18 protein-coding genes and 1 pseudogene are annotated in these 21,333 nt (G+C 60.5%); 14 read left to right on the forward strand and 5 right to left on the reverse strand.

Annotated elements, in window-relative coordinates; genetic code table 11:
• Positions 1–74: 74 nt before the first annotated feature.
• Positions 75–638: a VOC family protein gene (locus tag PanNE5_RS09360; RefSeq protein WP_017234592.1), complete on the reverse strand. Its 564-nt coding sequence runs from the start codon at positions 636–638 to the stop codon at positions 75–77.
• Between the two features lie 481 nt (positions 639–1,119).
• Between PanNE5_RS09360 and PanNE5_RS09365 the strand changes: the two genes are divergently transcribed.
• Positions 1,120–3,141 carry a flavin-containing monooxygenase gene (locus tag PanNE5_RS09365; protein WP_261939656.1) on the forward strand — a complete coding sequence of 674 codons (2,022 nt, stop codon included), beginning with the start codon at positions 1,120–1,122 and terminating at the stop codon, positions 3,139–3,141.
• A gap of 272 nt (positions 3,142–3,413) precedes the next feature.
• A complete protein-coding gene (locus PanNE5_RS09370) occupies positions 3,414–4,112 on the forward strand; it encodes an alpha/beta hydrolase (protein WP_261939657.1) in 699 nt (232 codons plus the stop codon).
• Between the two features lie 143 nt (positions 4,113–4,255).
• Here PanNE5_RS09370 and PanNE5_RS09375 read toward each other — a convergent pair whose 3' ends face one another.
• The gene (locus PanNE5_RS09375; protein ID WP_261939658.1) at positions 4,256–4,399 is read right to left on the reverse strand and encodes a hypothetical protein; all 144 of its coding nucleotides are present in this window, start codon (positions 4,397–4,399) and stop codon (positions 4,256–4,258) included.
• Between the two features lie 158 nt (positions 4,400–4,557).
• On the opposite strand from PanNE5_RS09375, the gene PanNE5_RS09380 reads away from it, so the two are divergent.
• Both PanNE5_RS09380 and PanNE5_RS09385 read left to right on the forward strand, forming a co-directional pair.
• On the forward strand, positions 4,558–5,409 hold the full coding sequence (locus PanNE5_RS09380) for a fumarylacetoacetate hydrolase family protein (RefSeq protein ID WP_017234596.1): 852 nt from the start codon (positions 4,558–4,560) through the stop codon (positions 5,407–5,409).
• A 275-nt stretch (positions 5,410–5,684) separates the two neighbouring features.
• Positions 5,685–7,151: a bifunctional 3-(3-hydroxy-phenyl)propionate/3-hydroxycinnamic acid hydroxylase gene (locus tag PanNE5_RS09385; RefSeq protein ID WP_410007585.1), complete on the forward strand. Its 1,467-nt coding sequence runs from the start codon at positions 5,685–5,687 to the stop codon at positions 7,149–7,151.
• A 121-nt stretch (positions 7,152–7,272) separates the two neighbouring features.
• Here the strand turns inward: PanNE5_RS09385 and PanNE5_RS09390 are convergent, their stop codons facing one another.
• Positions 7,273–8,013: an SDR family oxidoreductase gene (locus tag PanNE5_RS09390; RefSeq protein WP_017234598.1), complete on the reverse strand. Its 741-nt coding sequence runs from the start codon at positions 8,011–8,013 to the stop codon at positions 7,273–7,275.
• A 126-nt stretch (positions 8,014–8,139) separates the two neighbouring features.
• On the opposite strand from PanNE5_RS09390, the gene PanNE5_RS09395 reads away from it, so the two are divergent.
• The 10 genes and pseudogenes from PanNE5_RS09395 to PanNE5_RS09440 all read left to right on the forward strand — a co-directional run bounded on the left by PanNE5_RS09395 (position 8,140) and on the right by PanNE5_RS09440 (position 19,026).
• Complete coding sequence (locus PanNE5_RS09395; RefSeq protein ID WP_150552216.1) at positions 8,140–9,525, forward strand: MFS transporter; 1,386 nt, start codon at positions 8,140–8,142, stop codon at positions 9,523–9,525.
• A 41-nt stretch (positions 9,526–9,566) separates the two neighbouring features.
• On the forward strand, positions 9,567–10,502 hold the full coding sequence (locus PanNE5_RS09400) for a 3-carboxyethylcatechol 2,3-dioxygenase (RefSeq protein ID WP_261939660.1): 936 nt from the start codon (positions 9,567–9,569) through the stop codon (positions 10,500–10,502).
• Positions 10,499–11,374, forward strand: a complete 876-nt coding sequence (locus PanNE5_RS09405; protein ID WP_261939661.1) for an alpha/beta fold hydrolase — start codon at positions 10,499–10,501, stop codon at positions 11,372–11,374. The genes PanNE5_RS09400 and PanNE5_RS09405 overlap by 4 nt, the downstream gene beginning before the upstream one ends.
• Before the next feature lie 16 nt (positions 11,375–11,390).
• Positions 11,391–12,185: a 2-keto-4-pentenoate hydratase gene (locus PanNE5_RS09410; RefSeq protein ID WP_261939662.1), complete on the forward strand. Its 795-nt coding sequence runs from the start codon at positions 11,391–11,393 to the stop codon at positions 12,183–12,185.
• Between the two features lie 21 nt (positions 12,186–12,206).
• Entirely contained in the window at positions 12,207–12,668 is a 462-nt protein-coding gene (locus PanNE5_RS09415; protein ID WP_261939663.1) for a nuclear transport factor 2 family protein, read from the forward strand.
• On the forward strand, positions 12,665–13,435 hold the full coding sequence (locus tag PanNE5_RS09420) for an HpcH/HpaI aldolase family protein (RefSeq protein WP_017234604.1): 771 nt from the start codon (positions 12,665–12,667) through the stop codon (positions 13,433–13,435). The genes PanNE5_RS09415 and PanNE5_RS09420 overlap by 4 nt, the downstream gene beginning before the upstream one ends.
• Positions 13,432–15,057 (forward strand): bifunctional 3-(3-hydroxy-phenyl)propionate/3-hydroxycinnamic acid hydroxylase, encoded by a 1,626-nt coding sequence (locus PanNE5_RS09425; RefSeq protein ID WP_017234605.1) that lies wholly within the window; start codon positions 13,432–13,434, stop codon positions 15,055–15,057. Before PanNE5_RS09420 ends, PanNE5_RS09425 begins: the two co-directional genes overlap by 4 nt.
• Before the next feature lie 302 nt (positions 15,058–15,359).
• On the forward strand, positions 15,360–16,514 hold the full coding sequence (locus PanNE5_RS09430; RefSeq protein WP_017234606.1) for a porin: 1,155 nt from the start codon (positions 15,360–15,362) through the stop codon (positions 16,512–16,514).
• A 143-nt stretch (positions 16,515–16,657) separates the two neighbouring features.
• Positions 16,658–16,915, forward strand: a pseudogene (locus PanNE5_RS23050) (CoA transferase); the annotation flags it as partial.
• Between the two features lie 101 nt (positions 16,916–17,016).
• Positions 17,017–19,026 carry a methyl-accepting chemotaxis protein gene (locus tag PanNE5_RS09440; protein WP_261939664.1) on the forward strand — a complete coding sequence of 670 codons (2,010 nt, stop codon included), beginning with the start codon at positions 17,017–17,019 and terminating at the stop codon, positions 19,024–19,026.
• Between the two features lie 252 nt (positions 19,027–19,278).
• Here PanNE5_RS09440 and PanNE5_RS09445 read toward each other — a convergent pair whose 3' ends face one another.
• Positions 19,279–20,331 (reverse strand): sensor domain-containing diguanylate cyclase, encoded by a 1,053-nt coding sequence (locus PanNE5_RS09445; protein WP_261939665.1) that lies wholly within the window; start codon positions 20,329–20,331, stop codon positions 19,279–19,281.
• Between the two features lie 276 nt (positions 20,332–20,607).
• Positions 20,608–20,910: a hypothetical protein gene (locus tag PanNE5_RS09450; protein WP_261939666.1), complete on the reverse strand. Its 303-nt coding sequence runs from the start codon at positions 20,908–20,910 to the stop codon at positions 20,608–20,610.
• Positions 20,911–21,333: the final 423 nt, after the last annotated feature.

The following is a 21,333-nucleotide window of genomic DNA, read 5'->3' on the forward strand; positions in this document are numbered from 1 at the left end:
CGTCGCCCCGCCGTGATTGCGAGACAAGCGAACACTATTCGCGATGTATGGCGCTTGATAGGCCGACTGAGTTCTCATTTCACACCCATGCGCTGCGCCATCTCCGCACGCCAAACCGACCGCGGTCTGAAACCCGGCAGCGTGCGCGCATGCGATTCCAGGCGCTGCATCAGCGTGCTTCGATCCTTTAGATCGATCGCCACGCGCATGGGTTGTGAAACGTACCAAGGCAAATCGAAATAGAGCTCCAGCCGATTGCCCTCTGGGTCGGGAACATAGATGGAAAGTGCATTGCCGTGTGTCACCGGCGTGATATTGGGCAGCTTCTCGGCCAGCAGAGTCTCGTGCATCTCGCACAGCGTATCCAAGCTGTCTGTTTTGAGCGAAATCTGGTTGATGGGATTGAAGGGCATATCGTTGGGGCGCCCCGTCAGAAGCACGATCTGGTGGTGCTCATCCGGGTCTCGACTCAGAAACACGAGGTCCATCACTCCGTTCGGTCCGGGCAACTGGCCTCGGTCCGTCACGGTGAAATCAAGTAGGCGGGTGTAGAAGTCTGTGACCTTCGCAATGTCGGTCACGAACATGCCAAAGTGGCTGAACCTGAAGCCGGGCTGATTCGGGGTTTCCAGTGACATAGGGTTTCTCCGTGGATTGACAGTGATCCATGGTATCAGCTTAAATCTCGATTTATGAGATTTTGTAACTTATAAGGGGGGATTCGATGAATCAGGCGAGCTTCGAGTGGCGCAACATGTGCGCAGTGCCATTTCAGCATTGCGAGCGCGATCGACGGCTACGGATGCCGGCCGTACCCGAAAGCCTTTGCAGTTGTGTTCCCCGGGCTATTCCTTCCTAAGGGGCGCCCGTCTGGTCTGGCGGTCGGGCTGGCACAGTTCTTTGGATCGCCGTGATGGCGATCCTCGCTCCAGCGCCCTGTGCCTGTTCTCCGTGCGCATCAGCGAGACGCTCCCGTTACACATGCGCTGTGAGAGATCGGCCGTAATCAACCAGATCTCACGGTCGCAAGTCGCCTTGCTGACCCATTCGGCGACGCGGCCTTCCGCGGCCACTCGCCAGTGTTTGCGAAGTCAATCGGGACAGCAACGAGAAAGAGGCGTGCGCCTGTGCCTCCTGTCCAGCAATGAAAACCTTTCTGCTATGCCTCTAACCACTACTGCCATTGAAACTCCGGGTGTTGACGACGTCTTTTGGCGCGAGGAATACGCGCAGATCGACGAGGACGATGCCTTTCTCGCCGACATCGTGGCGGAAGCCGACCTGCCCACGCTTCTCACTGCGCTTTCCGCCGTCACCGGAGACTTGTCGATGCTCCGTCCGGACCTGCGCGCGCCGTTTCCTCTTGTTGATACGGTTGGGCCTGCCCATGGAGGCATGAGCGAAGCCGCGCAAATCGAAGCCCGCGCACTGGCCCTGGCTGCACTCAAGCGCGTGCGCGACGACAGCTTGACTCGGCCACGTCCTCTTGAGGATGCCGAGACACGCATCCTGATCGATTTCCTCACGAACGGTGCCGGAGAGGCCGATGCTGAGCTCCTCACCCACGAGATGGATCTCGCCCCGAAAAAGCTCGGCGCGCCTGGTTGGAAATTCGAGAATGTGGCGGGTGATCGCCAGTTCGCTGTCGCGGTCATTGGCACCGGCATGTCGGGCATTGCCGCCATGTATCGGCTCAAGCAGGCAGGCGTGCCCTTCACGGCCTTCGAGAAGAACCCCGACGTTGGCGGCGTGTGGTGGGCGAACACCTACCCGGGCGTGCGGCTCGACACACCGACGTTCGGGTACAGCTTTTCATTTGCTCAGCGCACGGACTGGCCGCATGCGTACGCGACCGGTGGTGAAATTGAAGACTACGCTCGCGAGATCGTAGCGCGTGCCGGGCTTCGCGAGCATATCCATTTCGGAGTCGAGGTTCTCTCGCTCAACTGGGACGAGGCTTCCGGCAATTGGGATGTGATGACTCGCACAGGTAGTGACGAGCCGGTGCACCATCGTTTCAATGCCGTGATTTCGGCGGTGGGCCAGCTCGAGCGACCCAATATCCCTGAGATCGAAGGTCAGAGCGATTTCAAGGGCGTGTGTATGCACTCCGCTCGCTGGAACCACGATGTTGATCTTCACGGAAAGCGCATCGCAGTCGTCGGTACTGGAGCAAGTGCGTACCAGATCGTCCCTAACATCGTTGATAAGGCTGAGCACCTTACTGTGTTCCAGCGCTCTGGTCCGTGGATGGTTCCTGCGCCGAACTACTACGCTGACACTCCGAGGGCGCTGCAGTGGTTAGCTGAGCATGTTCCATGCTACGGTCAATGGTTCCGGCTTTCAGGCTTCTTCCAGTCAGCGACCGGACGTGTGCATACCGTCGTCACCGACCCTGGTTGGACTCGAGAGGATTCGGTATCGGCAAAGAACCTGGAGGTGCGCGAAACGCTGACCGAGATCATTCGCGAACAGTGGAAAAGCCGCCCCGAACTCATCGACAAGATCGTGCCGACATACCCGCCCGGGGGCAAGCGAATGCTGCGCGACAACGGCGTGTGGGCCGCCGCGTTGCAGCGGCCAAATTCCGCGCTTGTCACCAGTCCCATTGCGCGCTTCACGGAAACTGGCCTGGTGACTGAAGATGGCGTCGAGCATCCGGTTGATGTCGTCGTCTATGCAACAGGATTTACCGCTGCCGAGTTTCTCGATCCGATGAAGATTCACGGTGCTTCAGGGCGAACGATCAAGGAGCAATGGCAGGGCAACGCGAAGGCGTGGGGGGGCATTGCCGTGCCTGACTTCCCCAATTTCTTCATGGTGTTGGGCCCGAACACGAATTACGTTGTGCACGGCAGCCAGCACTTCATGATGGAGTGTGCAGCCGAGTTCGCTGTCGAAGCGATCCATCAAGTTCTGCGCCGAGGCATCAAAGGCATCGAAGTAAAGCCAGAGGTTCTTGATGCCTTTGTCGAGCGAGTCGACGCCGAGAATCAGCGCCGCGCTTGGGGCCGGCCGCAGATTCGCTCCTGGTACAAGAATCGCTTTGGTCGGGTTTCTCAGGTGTGGCCGTTCAGTCACCGCGAGTACTGGCAACTTACCCATGACGTCGACTTTGACAGCGACTTCATCTCGCATTGAGCTAACAGGCCTTCGGAGCGTAGAAAACTATGGCTTTGGATAGTGTCTCGCAGGCCCTTTTGCAGTCCTGGGCCGCAGCAGCAGGGGCGAATGCGACTCCACTATGGAAACTCGATGCCGTGCAAGCGCGGGCAGCCGCCGGACGCAGAGTGCTTCAGCGTGACCCAGGGCCAGCGATGGCGCGCAGTGAGGAAGTCGCGATTCCGGTACGAGATGGCTCCTCTATCCCGGCTCGACTGCTGGTGCCTACGGTGCGACCGCGAGGTGTGTTGATGTACGTGCATGGCGGCGGCTGGGTGTTGGGCGAACTGTCCGAATTCGAGGCCATCGGGCGGAAGCTTGCTACATGCACGGGCGCGGCGGTATTGCTGGTGGGCTACCGCCTTGCGCCGGAACATCGTTTTCCAATCCCGCTGCAAGACACGTGGGACGCTCTGCTATGGGCGAATCAGCACAAAGTGGAGATCGCAGGAGACGACGTCCCGCTGGTCGTCGCTGGGGACAGCGCTGGCGCCAATCTGGCGGCTGTCGTCGCTCGGTGGTCGCGGGAGCGAAACAGCCCAAAGCTGGCGGCGCAAGTGCTGGTGTATCCCGTGACCGATGCAGATTTCACGCGCGCCTCCTATCACGAACCGGAGAACCAGACCTTCCTCTCAACGCCATCCATGGCCTGGTTCTGGGACCAATATGTGGCCGAATCATCTGCACGCATGCATCCCGATGCATCTCCGCTGCGTGCCAAGGACTTGTCGGGCTTGCCTGCGGCATTCGTGGTGACAGGGCAGCACGACATCCTGCGTGATGAAGGACAGGCCTACGCCGCCGCGATGGCTGATGCTGGCGTGGAAGTGGAACAGCATGAAATGGCAGGCCAGATGCACGGATTTTTCACTATGACAGGCATCCTGCCGGCCAGCGATCAGGTGCTGGAAAGAATAGGCGCCTTTCTTGATCGCAAATTGCTCGCATGAAGTCGCGCCATCCAACAGGCTGCCGAGCTACTTCTCAACACGAGTCGTCTACAGGCACTTGATCGAGCGGCGGCCCTAGTTGTTCGGCGTTGCCTGCGCAATCACGCCCCGTGCATAGGCGCGCGTTGATGAGCGCTCTGGCGTCACGGCGCTTGTCCGTACCAGCGTGTGCGGCGCGTGTCGTCGTTGGGTGCCTCGCGCTCGCCATGGCCATCGGCAATGGTGACCGTACTGATGGCGATCTGTGCATCTTCTGAGATCTTGTCTTGCGACTCTCGTGGGATCAACTTACAGCGCCTGTCACGCACCACGCGCCGACCGAAACGAAGTGCTTCGCCAGCTCGCCTAGGGGTGGTTCAGGCTTGCATTCGAATTCTGCATGGCTTGACGATAAAATATAAATCTCGAATAATGAGATATATTAACTTTAATTAAAGGGCATTAAATGAAACTGGTGAGCTTCGAATGGCAAGGCCGTGCAGGTTTTGGTGCGGTGATCGATGCAGGCATCGTGGACTTGGGTCAGGCGTTCAACGGGCGGTATGTCAGCCTGAAGGATTTGCTGGCTGCAGATGCCGTGGGTGAGGCTGCCGAGCTGGTATCGGGGCGCCAGGCAGATTTTCAGATGTCGGACGTGACGCTGCTGCCGGTGATTCCCGACCCCGGCAAGATCTGGTGCTGCGGTCTGAACTACCACGCGCACGTTCAGGAAACCAATCGCGAAGTCACTGAAGAGCCGACCTTCTTCTTGCGCGTGGCAAGTTCACAAGTCGGTCATGAGCAGGCCATCGTGCGGCCCAGGGAATCGACGCAGCTCGACTTTGAGGCGGAAATCGCCGTTGTCATCGGCAAGGGCGGGCGTCGCATCGCCCCAGCAGAGGCGGCCCAGCACATCGCGGGTTATGCCTGCTACAACGATGGCAGCGTGCGCGACTGGCAGCGCCATACCTCGCAGTGGATTCCGGGCAAGAACTTTTGGCGCACCGGCGGATTTGGCCCCTGGATGGTGACCGCAGACGAAATTCCGTTTGACACGCGCCTGAAGATGGTGACGCGCCTCAATGGACAAGAGATGCAGAACACCACCACCGACATGATGATTCATAGCATTGCCAAGCAGATTGCTTACGTGTCCACCATTGCGCCGCTTGAAGCGGGCGACGTCATCGTTACAGGTACGCCGGGTGGCGTCGGTGCACGACGCCACCCACCAGTCTGGATGAAGGCGGGCGACGTGGTGGAGATTGAGGTGGAGCGCATCGGCGTGCTGCGCAATCCGATTGCTGACGAGCAGTGATCCGGCTCCGTACGAATCGCGCATCAGCCTTGGCTTCTTTCATGTTCACGGTCATTCACAGACCGGCATGAAGACCCTATACCGATGCATGGTGGGCTGCGTGCCCATCGCATGGCTTCCTATCCTGAACAGCGCTCAGAACTAGCTGTCCCAAGGTCGCGCAGACCTGATCTGCGGGAGCCTAAATCAACGCAATGGCTTCCAAAAAAGGAAGAGGCGATCCGGGACATCGCCATCAGGCAAACCAGAGCAACGCTCTATCGAAAAAAGAATTTATGCACGACGTTGCGATCATCGGTCTCGGCCCCACGGGGGTAACGCTGGCAACCCTGCTCGCACAGCAAGGCCTTCGGGTGCTGGCGATCGACCGCGAGGCGGGCATCTATCCCCTGCCGCGTGCAGTGCATTTCGATGGTGAGTGCATGCGTGTGTTCCAGAGCATCGGCGTTGCCGATGCCTTGAAATCCCAGGTGCGTCCATCGCCGGGCATGAAGTTCATTGACTCCGACGGGCGGCTGCTGATTGATTGGTCGCGCGATTTGGAAGTCGGGCCCATGGGCTGGTATGCCAGCTACCGTTGTCACCAGCCCTGGCTGGAACAAACGCTGCGGCAAAAACTGGCCGAGCACGCCGGTGCGGACATTCGCGTGAAGCACGAGATGCTCGACTGCACGGTTGCGTCAGACGGCGTTGATCTACGCATTAAGGATCTTTCCACCGGCAAAGCGCTGCAAGAGAAAGCTCGCTACGTCGTCGGTTGCGATGGAGCGCGATCCATCATGCGTGGACTTACCGGAGCGCGCATGGACGATTTGCAGCAGCACGAACAATGGATCGTGGTGGACATCGTTCTGAATCATGAGCGCCCCGATTTAGGCGACTACAGCATCCAGTATTGCGATCCGTCGCGCCCGGGAACTTACGTACGCGGCGTGGGCATGCGCCGGCGCTGGGAGCTGATGTTGGTGCCGGGCGACGATCCAACAATCATTACGCAGCCGGAATCCATCTGGAAACTGCTGTCGCGATGGGTCACGCCACAAGAGGCCACGCTGGAGCGCCCCGCGCTCTATACCTTTCGCGCTGTTGTCGCGCGCGGGTGGCGAAAAGACCGCCTGCTGCTGGCGGGCGATGCTGCGCATTTGACTCCGCCGTTCATGGGGCAAGGCATGTGTGCGGGTATCCGCGATGCTTCCAACCTCGCATGGAAGTTGGCGGCAGTGATTCGCGGCGAGGCAGGTGAAGACTTGTTGAACACTTATGAATCCGAGCGCGAGCCGCATGTGCGTGAGTTCGTCTCAACGGCGGTGCGCCTGGGGCACATCATCCAAACTACCGACCCGGATGTCGTGCGGCGGCGCGACAAGGAGTTTGCACAGCCTGAATTGTTTTCGACTCCGCAACCGTCGCTCGGCCCTGGCGCTCATGTGGGAGGCGCCCTTGGCGGACGCATGATCCCGCAGGCGGTTCGCGCCGACGGATCGCGCACGGACGATGACACGGGCTACGCCTATTCGTTGTTTGTATCGCCCGTCGCGCTAGGTGCGGCGAAGGCCCTGATCAAGGACCGTATGCCCATCGTCGCGGTCACCGAGCCTTCGCTGACGAATTGGATGGAGGCGTCGGGCATCGTTGCCGCGTTGGTACGCCCCGACCGCTATGTCGCGGGGGGCGCCGCGACAGACCGCGAGCTGGAGCAATTGCTACAGGCACGCGGCGCAGATTCCCCGATCTGTGCATGAGCGCCGGCGGCAAGGGCGCCACAAACACTTGAGCAACATTGCGCAGCGCAACCTGCGCAAGTGTTGAAGCGGGCGTGACCCGTAGCGTAGCAGTCTGGACGACCCAATGATCGGTGTTGCGTCAGACCGAGCGGGTTTCCCCGCCGTCGGCGCGCACGTTCTGCCCGGTGATGTACGCGGACTCGTCACTCGCGAGAAAGCGTACGACCCGGGCCAATTCGGCGGTACTTTGCGCGCGGCGCAAGGGGATCTTGCTGGTCCATTCGGGCGGCACTGCAGCGGGATCGTCCTTTGTAAATCCGGGGAGCACGTTGTTCATGCGGATGCCTTGCGGCCCGTACTCATCGGCATAGAGCTTGGTGAACGAACCCAGCGCGGCGCGCAGCGTTGTCGAGATAGAGAACATCCGGTTGGGTTCGAAAGCCCCGGCTGTAGAGATGTTGACGATCGCGCCACCGCCCGACGCAAGAAGGTGCGGGGTAGCGATGCGAGCCATGCGAACTACGCTCAACAAGTACAAATCCACACCGTGCAGCCAGTCGTCATCGCTGATGTCGAGCAGCGTCCCGCGTGCGGCGTGGCCACTGTTGTTGATCACCGCGTCAATGCGACCGAACTTTTCGATTGCGAGATCAACCGTCGCGCGCAGGTCCGCGATGTTGGTGTTGGAGCCATCAACGCCGGCACCGCCTAGTGACTCGGCGAGCATGCGACCGCGGCCGGACGGAGACAAGGCCACGACACGCCAGCCGCAGGCCGCAAGCTCACGCACGCAGGCTGCGCCAATGCCGGAACCTCCGGCGACAACAATGCCGACCTTTTGCTTTTCCGTGCCTCGCGGGCTATCTCCAATCTTGGTCATGCGCTGACTCCTTCGAGTGTGTGGTGTTAACTGCGGCTCCGGGAATGCCCCAATGCCGAAATTGACTTTTTTCTCAATTGCTGAGATAAAATTACAAAATCAATTATACAAAAGAGACAGCGTTTTATGAAAATTTCCGATCACATCGCAGATTCGCCCATGACCGGCTTACAGCTGCGCGTCGTCTTCGTGTCGATCGTGCTCGTCGTGCTCGATGGTTACGACTTGACACTGGCGGCATTCGCCGCGCCGTTCATTGAGCGGGGCTTTGGCGTTTCGAAGACGCAGTTGGGGATGGTGCTGTCGGGCGCCCTCATCGGGATGTTGGTCGGCTCGATCGTCGTCGCACCCATTGCCGACCGAATGGGGCGCCGCCTGACGGGGGTGCTCGCGACGTGCGTGATCGGGATCGGGATGTTGATTGGTCCGTTCGCTTCAGCCGAACGTGGAACCATGCTGTTGGTCATCAGCCGCATCATCACCGGCGTCGGCATTGGTGCCCTTGTCGCCGTGGTCGGCGTGATCCTGTCTGAATACACCGCCAAGCGCGTCTATCCATTGGTGATGGCGATCTACGCGGCCGCGATCAATATCGGCGGATTGCTCGGTGCCATGCTTGTCGGGCCGATGCTGGCCACCCACGGGTGGCAATTCGGCTGGTGGGTCGGGTTTGTCCTCAGCGTGATTGCCGCGATCGGGACCTACTTTTTGCTGCCGGAGTCGCTCGCCTGGTTGGCCGAGGGGCGTCGTCGCGACTCGCTGCTGCAACTGAACAGGATCCTCGCGAAGATGGGGCAGCCCACGTTGACCGCGTTGCCGGAGTCTTCGAATCCCGATGTCAAGGTGACTGGGGCATTGCGCACCATTGCCAGCGCCCCGTTGCTCTGGCAGACGGTGCTGATGATCTTGTCCTACGTTGCCTACATGGTGAGCTTCTACTTCCTGACCACCTGGGCGCCCACCACGGTGGCCAGTATGAACCACAAGCCGTTGCTGGCTCCCCAGCTCGTTGTTGCATTCAGCTTGGGTGGCATCGCCGGGAGCCTCGTCTTCGGCTTCATCGGCAACCGCATCAACTTGCGCATCCTGACGCCCATTTTCCTGGTGATGGCCGCGGCGGCCATGTCGTACTTCGGCATCGCCGGCCCGGCGATGCCCGGTGCGATGTGGACGGTGTTCATCGCGTCGTTCTTCGTCTGTGCCGGAACGGCGGGTTTTTACGGGATCGTTCCGCTCCTGTATCCAACGTTGGCCCGCTCAACGGGCTACGGGGTGGTCATCGGCATGGGTCGCTTTGGCGGCATCGCGGCGCCCATCCTTGGCGGTATGTGCTTCGATGGTGGCATGGACATGGGTACGGCCTTCACACTGTTTTCACTTCCGATGTTGATCGCCGCCGTCGGCCTTTTGGTACTGCACGTTGGACTTAAGTGCTCGGCATCACGTGAGCGCGCAGCCTTGGCTGCGAGATCTGGTGGCAAGCAGGCGGACCGCAGTCAGCAAGCCTACTAACAAGAGGGCTGCCCTACAGGTCGCCTCGAAAAGGAATACACATGTCACTCGCTGTCGCAGCGCTATCCCATGCGCCGTCTTTCGGTAACGTCGATCCAGGCGGTACCACGCTTGCTGAAATCATGGCCGGCATCCAGGAGGTTCGCGCCTTCATTGAGCGTTTTGCCCCCGAGGTCGTCGTCGTTTTCGGGCCCGATCACTTCAATGGCCAGCTGTATTCGTGCATCGCCCCGTGGGTGATCGGTGCGCAGGCTGAGGGGGTCGGCGACTACGGCACGACCGAGGGCTTCATCAATGTTGATGGCGAGACCGCGCGGCAGCTGCATGCCGCAGTGCTGGATCAGGGCATAGACATCGCGCGATCGGAGCAAATGATGGTTGATCATGGCGTCATGCAGCCCGTGGACTTCTTGCTTGGCAAGCGTCATACGCGGCCCATCGTCCCGGTGTTCGTCAACGCAATTGCCTTTCCATTGACACCGATGAGGCGTGTGCGCGAGATGGGTGAGGCGTTTGGCAAAGCTGCGCTACAGCTTGGAAAGCGAGTGCTCTTCATCGCCTCGGGTGGCATTTCGCATTCCCCGCCAATTCCGCGTTGGGAGGGGGCTCCTCCCGAACTGAAAGCACGTTTGGTTTCGTATGCCCCCACGCGCGACGAGCGCCGCGCACGTGAACAGGCCATCGTGGATGCGATCCAGAGGATCGCGGATGGCAAGGGTTCGAGTGCCCCGCTGAACGAGGCTTGGGATACCTTGCTGCTTGACACCTTCCGATCGGGTGATTTGTCACCGGTTGATACGTGGAACAACGACCAGTTCGTCATTGATGGTGGCTCAGCTGCACATGAGATGCGCAGTTGGATAGCGGCTTATGCCGCGCTCTCAACTGCTGGTAAATACAAGCTGCCTGTCGACCGGTATTGGGCCGTCAAGCGCTGGGGCGCCGGTTTTGCCGTTCAGGCGGGGTGTGCAGCATGAACCGTCTTGTGACCTTCTGGGAAGCAGTGTCGGATCTTCCGCATCGTCTGCATTACGTTGACGTCGGGCCGTGGCGCACGCGTGTGCTCGACCTCGGCGAAGGTGACAGGGTCGTAGTGCTTGCCAATGGCACCAGTGGCCACATCGAGGCCTGGACGCAGAACGTGCGTGCGCTGGTTCAGGCCGGCTACCGTGTCATCGGTTACGACTATCCAGGTCATGGGTACACAACCCTGACCGATCACGACTTGGAAATCCCCGAGTACGGGTCGCACTTGCTAGGGCTGCTGAATGTGCTCAATCTCGAGCGTGTCCATCTTGCCGGGGAGTCACTCGGGGGATGGATCGCGGTCAAGTTTGCTGCTCACCACTCTAATCGTTTGCTGAGCGTGATTCTGAGTGCGCCCGGCGGCCGCGTGGTTGGCGAGCAGAAGGTAGACAAGGCTCAATCAGTGAGCAAGCAAGCGGTCACCGAGCCGACGTTCGAGAACGTCAAAAAGCGCCTTCAGGTCGTGATCCACGACCCACAGAAGATAACGGACGAGTTAGTGCGCGTTCGCCAAGCTATATACAGCCGAGATCCGAGCGGGGCAAACATGGCTCATATCTCGGTGTTGCGTCAGCCGGACCAGCGTTGGCGCAACCGTGTCACAGATCAGGATTTCGCGGCCATCCCCGTGCCAGCGCTCTTTGTCTGGACAGACCATGAACCTACGGGCGACGCTTCAGAAGGCCGGCGCTTGGCTGCGCTTATTCCTCAAGGCGAGTTTCTGCTTGTTGAGGGCGCTGCGCACTGGCCCCAGTGGGAAGGTGCGGAGGTGTTCAATGCGGCGGCTATCTCCTTCCTCGACAAACAGCACCGCCAGAGCTAGCCAGAACATGACCCCTATGACGATCCTCTCTGAAACTATCCCTGGCATCGCTCGTGAGCTCTACGACGCCCGCGTTGGTGTCTATACCGTTCCTTACGTCAGCCCGCGACTGCCTGAGCGCGACCTTGATGCGGCCTATGCAATCTCGGCTGAGTTCGCCGCACTGCGCGAACGGAATCTAGGCGTGCGCAGGGTAGGTCGAAAAGTGGGACTGACCAATCCGAACGTGCAAAAGCGCGTCGGCATTAGTGAACCTGATTACGGAGTTATCCACGACGACATGGTTTTTCAGTCGGGTGTGGTGTTGCCCAAGTCGCGCTACAACCGATTGCTAATCGAAGCCGAAGTCGCATTTGTGCTCAAGAGCGATATTTTCGATGCCACGCTCGAGCGAGTGGCGGCGGCCATTGACTACGTGACACCCGCCTTCGAGGTCGTTGATTTCCGCTACGACGGCAGCGTGGGGCAGATTGTGGACACCATCGCCGACAACGCCGGATGCAGTGGCATCGTGGTCGGCGAGGAAAAGCATCCCTATGGCTCGGTAGATCTCAAAGCGGTCGAAATGGTGATTACCGGGGGCGGCAAGGAGATTACTCGCGGCGTCGGAAGCAATGTACTTGGCGACCCGATCAACGCCGTGCTCTGGCTGGCCGACACAGCCATCCGCACAGGGCAGCCGTTGCGAGCTGGCGAGGTGCTGCTCTCGGGTTCGATCGGCTACATCGAGCCTTGGCCGGTGGATGTCGAGTGTGTTGCCACCATTACAGGTCTCGGCCGTGTGGTCGCGAGTGTCGATTCCAAGGCATGAGTTTCGAGAGAGAGCTACACCATGAGTAACTATTTCCCCGTTGATGCAGTCACCCGCGTCGAGATTGAGCAGCTCATTTCCGAGATGCTTTACCGCCTGGATCACAACCAGGCCGATACCACGTGGGAGCTCTATACCGAAGACGGTGTCTCAGTCGGGCCCTTGGGCACGATGAATCGCGAGCAGAGCAAGACTTGGGGTGCCAAACGGGTGAAGCAAGCCGACATCGTCAGCCGCCATTTCATTGGTGGAGTCCGGTTGGTCTGGGACGGCGATGAAGTGGCCGGCACCGTGCAGTATCTGACGTTCCGCGACACCAATGAGCCGCAGACACAGCCCGCTTCTGTGGGTGAGTTCCGTGAGCGGTATCGCAAGGTCGATGGTCAGTGGCGATTCGCCCGCCGCGAGATCGTGCCAGTCTTCGGAGGCAACGCTGCTGCTGCGCATGCGGCGCGGCTCACAGAAAGTGAGAGCAAGTCATGAAAGCAGCAGATCTCGTGAGCGGGCCCAAGATATTGGTGCATCAGACGTTGCCTTCGTTCTCCATTCCGGAATGGGTTGAGGTTGCCGGCTACCACGGCGTCATCCTCGATCTTCAGCATGGCGAACTCGGTGTCGACGCCGCGTGTGGCATCCTGCGCTCGATTCCTCGCCACAACGCTTACGCTTGGGCACGTGTCGGCTCGACTGACCCCGGCCAGATCCTGCGCCTGCTTGACAGCGGCGCGCGCGGCATCGTTGCCCCCACGATCGAGTCGCGCGAGCAGGCACAGGCCTTGGTGGCTGCGACCAAATATCTACCCGTTGGTAATCGCAGCATGGGACCGTCGAGGCCAGGGCTCTACATCGGTGATTCGTATGCCGAAGCAGGCAACCTCGCCGTCTCGACCATTGCGCAGATCGAGACCCGGATCGGCGTCGAACGCGCGGAGGAAATCATCTCCACTCCGGGGCTGGACTCGATCTACATCGGTCCTGCCGATCTTGCCGTTTCCTATGGCCTGCCGGGGCGTGGTGACTGGGACGACGGGCCTGTTCGCGACGCGATCGTCCACTTGCGCAAACTCACCCGGGCCCATGGCGTGACCCTCGGCATCTATTCAGGCAAATCTGCATACACCGCGGCGTTGTTGGCCGATGGACTGGTTGACTATGTCGCATTCGGTATTGACCTCGTTCTGTTGAATCGCGCGCTCGGCGACAACATCAACGAACTCAAGACCGCGCTATCTACAAGGAATCGCTCATGAGCAAAACCGCGGACGTTCTCATCATCGGTGCGGGGCCTGTTGGCCTTTTGCTAGCCAACCTGCTTGGACAGCAGGGAGTTAATGTTCTTCTCGTCGAGAAGAGCGAGACCCTGATCGATTACCCACGCGCAGTGGGAATCGACGACGAAGCCCTGCGGGCGATGCAGACTGCTGGCCTTGTGGATGAGGTGTTGCCTCACACCATCCCCGATCAGAAGATCTATATGGTCAACGGTGATCGACAGATCCTTTCTGAAGTCAACCCGACAACTCGCGAGTTTGGGTGGCCCCGCCGCAACGGATTTGTTCAGCCGCTGGTGGATAGGGTGCTGCTTGACGGGCTCAAGCGTTTTCCGAACACAGCGGTGCGGTTCAGTACCGAGGTCGTCGATTTGCTCGACGATGGCGAGGGTGTGGTGGCCACAACTGAGCGTGGCGAGAAGCTGCGCGCACGCTACGTAGTCGCAGCAGAAGGCGGTGCCTCGCGCACTCGCAAGCAACTGGGTATTTCGTTCGACGGCGAAACTCGACCCTCCGATGGCATCGTCATTGACGTTGCCAACGACCCCATTGGAACGCCGCACGCCGTGTTCGGCGGCGACCCGAAACGCAGCTATGCCAGCATCGCACTGCCGCATGGGATCCGTCGTTGGGAATTCACGCTGTTCGAAAGCGAAGATCCTTCGCTGGTGGAAAACGATGACTACATCCACGCGCTGCTGGCACCGCATGTGCCTGACCCAACCAAGTTGGAGATCATTCGTCGTCGCGTCTATCGGCACCACGCGCGCGTGGCCGGACAGTTCAAGGTTGGCTCCATCTTCCTCGCGGGCGATGCCGCGCACGTGATGCCGGTGGTGGGTGGACAGGGATGGAACTCCGGCATCCGCGACGCTTTCAATCTGGCCTGGAAGCTTGGTGCGGTGATCAATGGCGCATGCGGCGATGCTCTGCTCGAAACCTACGAGATGGAGCGAATGGGGCACGTCAAGCAGATGGTCGCCGTCTCACTTGGCATGGCCAAGGAAATGACGGATCACGACCCCGCGAAAGCCGCGGAACGAGACCGGATCGCTGCCAACCGCACCCCCGAGGAACGTGAAGCACAGAAGCGGCAGGCCTTCAAGCCTCAACCCAAGTTCGACAAAGGTGTGGTGGTACACACACCGCTGCCGAGCTTCAAGACGGTGCCGGCGCGCGATGTGCCCAGCATGGCTGGTGCCATCTTCCCGCAGCCACGAGTGACCAACGCTGAAGGCGTCGAAATGCTGCTCGACGACGCCACCGGTCAGGGTTGGCGCGTAGTGATGTGGAACAACAATCCGATGGCTTTTATTTCGGCCGAGCGTTGCGCTGCGCTAGCGCATCTGCGCGTACGACTTGTTCAGGTGGTGCCTAAAACACAACTGCCGTGGGCGCGTCGCCACGCCCCTGCGGGAGTTACGGTGATCGGTGACTTGGGTGGAGAGCCCAGCTTGCAAGCCTGGTTTGACGCTAGGCCGGTCGGTGCGGTTGTTGTTCGTCCTGACCACGTGGTTGCCGCCGAATGCTTGGCACAGGTGCTGGACGATGTGCTGGCACGTGTATTGGATGCTGCGCATTTCTGTATGCCGCATGAATAACTAAATCAGCCAGAGCGACAAGAAGCTCATCTTCGAGGAAAACGCACGAAGAGTATTCGGGCTCACGTGCTGATGATCCAGTGAAGTCCGGGCGCCCGAAAAAAGCGGCGCCCACCACAAAACCCGTTCAGTCATCCGGCTCCATCCGGATGAGCGGGACGCGCTGTTCGTCTAAAAAGTAACAGCCTGATGCAGCACTTTCCGGAACGGGCCGTTTAAATCAGGCACGTAGCGCGACTGCTTTCGGGCAATCCGCTTTTCGTATTGCAGTCCACTCTTATAACTACGCATTGGAGACGCATATGAATTCGAAGTCACCCAACGCCGTGCTGCGCCGGAGCGCAGCTATGGCGTCCCTCGCCACCTTGCTCTTTGGCGCCCAGGCTGCGCACGCACAGAGTTCGGTCACGCTGTACGGCATTATCTCCACGGGCGTGGGATGGGTCAGTAACGTGGGCGGAAGCTCGTCCGTCCAGATGATTGCAGGCACGATGCAGAATAACCGCTGGGGCCTGCGCGGCGTCGAAGATCTGGGCGGCGGTCTCAACGCGATCTTCACGCTCGAAAACGGCTTCGACATCACCAACGGCCAATTCCAGCAAGGTGGACGCATGTTCGGACGCCAGGCCTACGTCGGCCTGAGCGATAAGTCGTGGGGTACGGTGACGCTCGGTCGCCAGTACGACATCCCGTTCGACTATCTCGACCGTTTCGAAGCGCCGGTTGCCGCGCTGGGCCTCGCCACCCATATCGGCGACAACGACAATCTGTTCGGATCGTATCGCTACAACAACGCGATCAAGTACCAGTCGCCGACGGTAAACGGCTTGCGTGGGTCGGTCATGTACGCGATGAGCAACGCGCCCGGCCAGTGGTCCGTGAATCGCTCGGTGAGCGCGGGCGTGGCCTACGACAACGGGCCGCTCAAGCTGGCGCTGGTCGGCCTGAATACGAATTACCCGGGCGCGACGCTTAATCCGAACGGCGCGGTTACCGACGATTACGTCGGGCCGCCGTTCCTGCTGTTCCATACCAGCCCGATCAACAGGAACGCGGGCGTGAGCCGTCAGCGCGTATTCGGCGGCGGCGCGCAATACACGTTCGGCAAGCTGCGCCTGGGCGGCGTCGTCACGGACGTGCGGTACGACTATCGCGACCACACGTCGCTGCATCTCGACAACTTTGACATCAACGTCACCTACGACATCACGCCGTTCCTCGTGCTCGGCGCGGGCTATGTTTACACGAAGGGGCAATACGGCGGCGGTATCGACGCGGCTCCGCACTGGAACATGGGGCAGATCAGCATCAACTATCTGTTGTCGAAGCGTACCAACGTCTACGTCTTTACCACCTATCAGCGTGCGACCGACGCGAAAGCCGTTACGTACCTGCTGGCGCCGTCGAGCAACGGAAACCAGACGGTGGTCGTGACTGGCATTCGTCACGTGTTCTAAAGCGCGCCCTCAGTCGCATCGCGCCTGACTTCACCCGCTTGAAAAACGACGCCTCCGCAACGTGCCGGAACCGGCGAAACGGAGGCGTCGAAGCGGTGAAATTCGCACAACGCGAATACAGTCGAAATCTAGTCGGGATAGTCATGAGCAGCGTGCGCGTGCTCGATCTGACCAACGTGCTGCCCGGCCCGTTCGCGGGCTATCAGCTCGCGTTGCTCGACGCCGACACCGCGCTGAACCGGCGCGGCATGGGCACCTCCTTTCTCTCGCAGAACGCTGGCAAGCGCTCGCTGAACCAAAAGCGATGACGGCAAGGCGATTTTCCGGCGCCTCGTGCGAGCGCGGACGTCGTGCTTGAAAATTTCCGGTCCGGCGTGATGAGCGTGACCGGCGACGCGTATGCCGGCAAGGATGATGCACTGCCCGCGCCTGGCATCCGCCCTACCCGTTTCGGCGCGCTGGCGCGCGCTGACCGCTTTCGAAACGTCTGCTCTCGGAAATCATGAAATTGTTGATATCGTTTATTGATCGCCTGCCTATCGCCCGAAAGCTTCTCCTGTTGGGAATCCTGATTCTGCCCACCATAGGCGTCCCAACGTACCTCCAGGTCAAGTCATCGTTGAACGCCGTGAGCGCTGACAGCATCGAACAGGCCGGCCTCGAGTCCGCACGCGCGCTCCTGTCATTGATTCAGCTGACGCTGCAGCACCGGGCGCAAGCCGCCACGCTGCTGGGCGGCAACAACGCCGTCGCCGCGAGTCGCGAAGCGACGCGGGCAGCGATGGACCAGGCCATCGCCCGCATCGACCAGGATCTGAAGACACGAACGCGCCGTCCCGACATGATGCGTGCCTGGGAAAGTGCGGTCGCGAACTGGCGTGAGATTGCAGCGGCAGTCGACGCGCGCAAGCTCAGCGACAAGGAATCCACTATGCGCCACACGGAGATCATTGAACAATACCTCTCCCTTCTTGATCTCCTGCTCGACGACAGCGGCCTCGCGCTCGATCCCGAGGTGGGGACGCACTATCTCGTGCGGGCGGCACTCGTGAGCTTGCCGAAGGCCACCGCAACGCTGAGCCTCACGCGGTCCCGGGGCGCCGGAATACTGGCCAGAGGAGACGCGAGCCCGACGGAACGGGCCATGCTCGCCTCGCTGGCCAACGCTGCATCGGATCAGGCCGACGATCTGAGAAAGGCCTTTGACAAGGCCTTTCACGCGGAGCCCGGACTCAGTGCCGCGCTCGCGGACGAGCTCGATCGCGCCAATACGTCGATTCGCGCGGCCCTTGATCTGGCGACCCGAGAGATCGTCAGTGCCGACGCGATCCACTACGCGGCAATCGACTACATCAAAACCTTCACGGGCGCGTTGGACCCGCTCTTTGCGCTCGAAGCCCGCGCGCTCGACAGCCTTAAGGCACAACTCGACCTGCGCTCGAACCGCGTGCATCGCGCGATGCTGGTCCAGGTCGGACTGCTTGGCATGATGCTGCTCATCGCGATCGTTTTGTCCAGTATTGTGGTACGCCGCATCACGGGGCCGCTCCGTAATGCGCTGGCCTTGGCGAATCGTGTGGCCGACGGGGATCTCACGAGTCATATCGAAGTGGCCACCACGGACGAAACCGGCCAGCTAATGCAGGCGCTGAAAGCGATGAACAGCAGCCTGGCCAGCATGGTTGCCCGGATTCGCACGGGAGCGGAAACCATTTCCACGGGGTCGGCGCAGATCGCTGCCGGCAACGCGGATCTTAGTTCGCGAACGGAAGAACAAGCCGCGTCACTTGAAGAAAGCGCGGCGAACATGATACAGCTGACGTCGACGGTTCGTCACAACACCGAAAGCGCGAGACAGGGCAACACGCTCGCGGCCCACGCATCCGAAATCGCTGCGCGCGGCGGCGAGGTAGTGGGGCGCGTGGTTCACACGATGCGCGATATTTCGAACAGCTCGACGAAAGTCGCCAACATTACCGCCACGATCGAATCCATCGCATTTCAGACCAATATTCTCGCACTCAACGCGGCCGTGGAGGCCGCCCGGGCCGGCGAACAGGGGCGCGGCTTCGCGGTGGTCGCGAACGAAGTGCGCAACCTGGCGCAGCGCGCGGCCACGGCCGCGAAGGAGATCAAGGACCTCATCAACGAGTCGGTGGATCACGTGAGCGCCGGCGCCGAACACGTGGACGAAGCCGGCCGGACGATCAACGAAGTGGTGTCCGCCGTGCGCCGCGTGGCGGATCTGATGGGCGAGATCGCAGCCGCCTCGGACGAACAGCACAAGGGCATCGAGCAGGTAAATTCGGCGGTGGTCCAGATGGACCAGGTCACGCAGCAAAACGCGGCGCTCGTCGAGCAGGCGACGGCGGCCACCCAGTCGATGAGCGAACAGGCCGCGCTGCTCAAGCGCGCGGTGGATGTGTTCAAGGTGTCGGACGGAAGGATGCCTGCGTACCTGTCCTCGCCCTCACACCACCTGGCAAACGCCTCGAGCATGCGGAAGGCGTAGGCGGCGCTGGTGAGACCAACCGGCACCTCGGATTCCAGCCACGAGCTAACCGGTTGTGCCGCAAGGTGGGAAAGCTTGATGGGCATGAGCGAGTCAAGCGGTCCTCGTTCCATTCTGCTTTTTCCGCGCTTGGTCAATTCGCCCCCGGGTGCGGGGCGCCGCAGGGACGCCCGACGACGCCCAGTCGCGAGGATCAGCCCGGCGGAACACATAACGCCACGCCAAAACAATCGCCGCACCCGAACCAGCGGATCAGCGCGACTGCCGCTTGTATCCTTCGCCGCCGATGCGTGCTCGGTCTACCGCCGCAATTCGGTTGCGTCCCTGGTCTTTTGCCTGATAGAGCTGCGCATCAGCCAGATTGATAAACGCGGTGATATCGATGTCTCCGGTCGGCACGACGGTGGCTACCCCGAAGCTTGCCGTCACTCGCTGACCGTGCGGGGAGCGCAGGTGAGCGATGGCTTCCTCCGCGATCAGCGCGCGGCAACGCTCCGCGACACGCACGGCGTCATCGGCATTCGTGTCGGCGAGCACGAGTATGAATTCTTCCCCGCCAAACCTGCCCAGAAACGCATTCGGCCCAACTGCCTCTTCGAGCACGCGCGCGAGGCGTTTCAGACATTCGTCGCCTTGAAGATGACCGTAATAATCGTTGTACGATTTGAAGAAATCGATGTCGACCATCACGAGCGAAAGCGGGTTGCCCGATGCCGCCGCGCTCGCCCATTCGCGGGCAATGATCGTGTCGAACATGCGACGGTTGCCGACCCCGGTCAAACTGTCTGACAACGAGAGCCGCTCCAATTCGCGCTGGAGTTCCGCGAGCCGGGCCTCGGTGCGCTTACGTTCACTGATGTCGAACATGAAGCCGATTAGCGCGTCAACGTCACCGTTCGCTTTGCGCACGACGTGGACAACGTCGCGAATCCACACATACCCGCCGTCCGCAGTCAGCGCGCGATAGTCCGCCTCATGATCGGCGCCCGCTTGCGACTGTGCGACGCAAAATTCAACAACCGCTTCACGGTCCTCCGGATGCATCCGAGAGGCCCAGTCCTCGACCGTTCTCCACGTCGACGGCGCGTAGCCAAGCAGTTTCTCAATCTGCGGGCCGATATAGGTGAACTGCATTGTCGCCCAGTCGATCTTCCAGGGGATCGCTCGGGTTGACTCGAGCAACGTGCGATAAACCGCGGGGTTGTCCTCGCCGGGCTGCTGTCCGGACGATACCAGGCTGTCCTCGTGGCGCAGGAATGCGGCTTGAAGCGAGCTCGGAGCTAAATCCTTTTCTTCGTGACTCATCGTGGTCTTCCAATACCCTGTAAATCCATTATCGGCCGGTGCGGCAGGGCCTTGAGCACAGCGCGAAGATTGATCGCCTGCAGACCCGCAAGTCATCGGTTGCCAACAACCGCACGTTTCCAATTGTCGCCGAGGTTGAGGCAAACTGGGCTGCTGCCGATTCGGTGCGACGTCGCCCCGAATTTGAGTTGCGCGCGGATATGGCGCCCATCATGTAGTCGGGAAATTGGACATGAAGAAGCGAGACCCGCCGCCGCAGACGGGCCTCCGCTACAGCTACCCCCTCACTTTCGGCTGCAGCCCCTTGCCCGGCGAGTAGAGGATAAGACTCGGGCTAATCAATTTGTCCGACGCGACCACGGCATGTGCCAAGGTGTCGAAATAGATGGCGTGCTCCGGATCGGCAACCGCGGACTTTTTGATTTCCCTTGCCAGTTCGTCCCACTCGAAGCCGAGGTATTTCCTGTGTTCGTAGAACCAGACGACGTGTCCTTCACGTGCTAGCGACTTCGGGATGTCGCGTCCGTCATCTCCTGCATCTGCACAGCCCTTTCCGTCGTCATTCTCTGAAGTACTCATCAAGGCCTCCTGTGATGTGCGCGGGTTCAGCCGAGCTATCGGCCAAGCTCATCATCGCAGCAGTATCGAGCCTTGAGTTTCAGTAACTTCCGAATAACTTCGCCGATGTGTCGACACTCGAAACGTATCGGCTACCGACAAAAACGCTCGCGACGTACGACGGGTTGAAAACACGAGTGCGTCACTCCCTAGCCGCTTCCCGCTTCCCGCTCCCGCCGCCGGTTTCCCGCTTCTCCGCGAAGCCGGACGTCGCGTTCGATTCGAACCCGCGCGGCGTAACCGGCGGGCAATGCCGGTGTCACGCCAATCCTTCGGCTTTCAGGCGCCGATACAGGGTGCGCTCGCTCAACCCCAGATGGGCCGCCAACGCCTTGCGTGTGCCCTGAAAATCGCGAACCACCGTGGCGAGATCGACCTCGCCGC

Source organism: Pandoraea sp. NE5 (assembly GCF_024363545.1).
Taxonomy (GTDB): Bacteria; Pseudomonadota; Gammaproteobacteria; order Burkholderiales; family Burkholderiaceae; genus Pandoraea; species Pandoraea cepalis.